General features: G+C 79.8%; 2 protein-coding genes and 1 pseudogene. 2 read left to right on the forward strand and 1 reads right to left on the reverse strand.

Features of this window, described 5'->3' with window-relative positions; all coding sequences use genetic code 11:
* Nucleotides 1-39: 39 nt before the first annotated feature.
* Entirely contained in the window at nucleotides 40-297 is a 258-nt protein-coding gene (locus tag HCN52_RS23685) for a hypothetical protein (RefSeq protein WP_312876856.1), read from the reverse strand.
* A gap of 140 nt (nucleotides 298-437) precedes the next feature.
* Here HCN52_RS23685 and HCN52_RS23690 point away from each other — a divergent pair, with 140 nt between their 5' ends.
* The gene (locus HCN52_RS23690) at nucleotides 438-1,436 is read left to right on the forward strand and encodes a nucleotidyltransferase family protein (protein WP_168090465.1); all 999 of its coding nucleotides are present in this window, start codon (nucleotides 438-440) and stop codon (nucleotides 1,434-1,436) included.
* A pseudogene (locus tag HCN52_RS25760) lies at nucleotides 1,433-2,627 on the forward strand (hypothetical protein); the annotation flags it as partial. The gene HCN52_RS23690 and the pseudogene HCN52_RS25760, both read left to right, overlap by 4 nt.

A 2,627-nucleotide genomic window follows, 5' to 3' on the forward strand; every position in this document is an offset into this window, starting at 1 on the left:
AGCCGTCCGCCGATGGCCCCGCCGGCGGGCGCCCGCGTCTCACGGCGCAGCCTCACCCTCCTCCAGGTGGCCGCACCGGGAGCAGACCCAGAGCGGGCCGGTCTCCCACTGCCGCCACATCGTGCGGGCGCAGCGCGGACAGCCGCGCGTGGCGATCCCCCGGTGGGCGGCGGTGGGTGGCGGGTCGGGTGTCGCCTCGGCGTACTCCTGCACCAGCCACCGCTCGACCGGGTCGTCGCTCGCCATCCTGAGCAGGGCGTGCTTGCGTGAGCGCGCCTCGTGAACGAAGTCGGACACGGGCACAACCTTAGTCACCGACCTCACCCCTTGTGGTCACTCGGGGCGACAGGTGCCGGGCGGCCCGGGCCCCGCCCCGATCGGGGGCCGGTTGCGGCGAGCCACTGCCCAACCGGCTCTTCCGGCGCGATACTGACGGCATGCGAGACCAGGGCAGCGCCCGGGGGAGAGGCGGTCGGCCGCGTGCAGCCGCGCCCGTCCCGTTCGACGCGGTGGTCCTCGCCGGCGGTGCGGGGCGGCGCCTCGGCGGGACGGACAAGGCTGCCGTGCGGGTCGGTGGGCGGACCCTGCTGGACCGGGTCCTCACGGCCTGCCGGGCGGCGCGGGGCACCGTGGTCGTCGGCCCGCCGCGCCCCACCGTCCGGCCGGTGCTCCGCGCCCGGGAGGACCCGCCCGGTGGCGGCCCGCTGGCAGCGGTGGCGGCCGGCCTCGCGGCGCTCGGCCACCACCCGGGGCGGCCGCCGTCGCCGGGCGCCCCGCCCGTGGTCGCGGTCCTCGCCACCGACCTGCCGTTCCTCACCCCCGAGCTGGTGGCCGCCGTCACCGACCCGCCCGACGGTGCGGACGCGGTGGTGCCGATCGACGCCGACGGCCGCGACCAGACCCTCGCGGCGGGCTACCGCGTCGCGCCGCTGCTCACCGCGCTGGCCGGCATCCGCGCCGAGCACGGCCGACTGGACGGGCTCCCGCTGCGGCTGCTGCCCGCCGCGCTGCGGGTCCATCGGCTCGCCACCTCCCCGAACGGCCCTGTCGACTGCGACACCTGGGCCGACATCGCGGCTGCGCGCACCCGCATCAGGGACGATGGTCGCGTGCTGGAGGAATGGCTGGCCGCCGTCAAGGCCGAGCTCGACATCGACACCGACGTGGACACCGGCGCGCTGCTCGACGCCGCCCGCGACGCGGCACACGGAGTCACCAGGCCCGCCGCGCCGCTGACGACCTATCTGCTGGGGTACGCGGCCGGCAGCGCCGGCGTGGACCCGGCCGAGGCTGCGCGCCGCATCGGTGCGCTCGCCGCCCGCTGGCAGCAGGAGCAGGAGCAGGAACCGGGTCAGGCGCCGCAGGGCGCACCCGGCGCGGGGCCCGGCGCCGCGACCGAAGCGACCGACGCGGCCGAGGGGGCGACCGGCCGATGACGGACGACTTCGACGACGCCCTGGCGCTCGCCAACGGTCTGGCCATCACCCGGGACAGCCGCGACAGCGGCGAGGCCGCGCGGCTGCGCGCCGCTGCGGACCCCTACCCGGACCCGGCGCTGTTCCTCGATCTCGACGACGGCCCTCGGCCGGAGCCCGCGCGCCCCACCCGGCCGGCCGGGGCCGACGCGGGCGCCGCGGGGACCCCCGGCCCGGCCCGGTCCTCCGACGAGGACTGGTACGACGTGTGGCTGGACACCGATCGTCCTGCCGCCCCGAGCGCGGAGCCCGGCACGGAGCCGTCCTCGACGGACGAGGCGCCGGCCCCCACCACCGACCCGGCCGGTCTCGCCCCGGACGCCGACGCCCCGGACGTCCCCGACCTCGCCCCCGCCGCCGAGGACGCCGAGGCGGAGTCCGGCCCCGCCGGGGGCGCCGTCCCGGGCCCGGCCGACGGCGCGGCGCCCGTCGCACCCGAGCCGTCCGCTGCTCCAGCCGAGCACGGCGACGCGCCCGGCGACGCCGCCGTGCGGCAGCCCCGCCGCTCCGGCCGTGCCGCCCGCCGGGCGCGCTCCCGCACGGCCGCCGCACCGCCCACGCCCACCGACGCTCCCGACTCCGCGCCGGCTCCGGACTCCGAGCCGGACCCCGCTCCGGAGTCGGGCGCCGCACCCGCACCCGCGCCGGAGCCCGCACCCGCGTCCGCACCTGCGTCCGCACCCGCGCCGGAGGGCTCCGCCGCACCCGGCCCGGCCACGGCCCCCGCGCCCGCCGAGGTCGACGAACTGGCGCTCCCGCCGGTCCTCGCCGCGTGGAACACCTCGGGCCGGCACGCCCCGGACTGGCAGACCGCCCGCGAGACCGCCTTCCGTGCGGTGCGTCCACTGCCTGCCGCGCTGCGCTCGTTGGAGGGCGCACTCGGCCACACCCTCGCCGAGCCGCTGCCCGCCCTCACCGACCTGCCGGCGTTCGACACCGCCGCGATGGACGGTTGGGCGGTCTCCGGCCCCGGCCCCTGGCACCTGGTCACCCCGATGGCGGAACCCCGGGGCGAGCAACCGCCGGCGACCGAGTCCGAGGGCACCGCCCCCGACCCGGCAGCCGACTCCGCAGCTGCCCCCGCCGCCGAGCCTGCCGCCGACACGCCGGCCGCGCCGCCACCGCCCGCGCACCCGCCGCGCCCGCAGACCC

The organism is Streptomyces bohaiensis, assembly GCF_012033785.1.
Classification (GTDB): Bacteria; Actinomycetota; Actinomycetes; order Streptomycetales; family Streptomycetaceae; genus Streptomyces; species Streptomyces bohaiensis.

Excerpts from the sequence above, each read along its gene's own strand:
- HCN52_RS23690 (WP_168090465.1), top strand. The coding sequence starts at position 438 with ATGCGAGACCAGGGCAGCGCCCGGGGGAGAGGCGGTCGGCCGCGTGCA.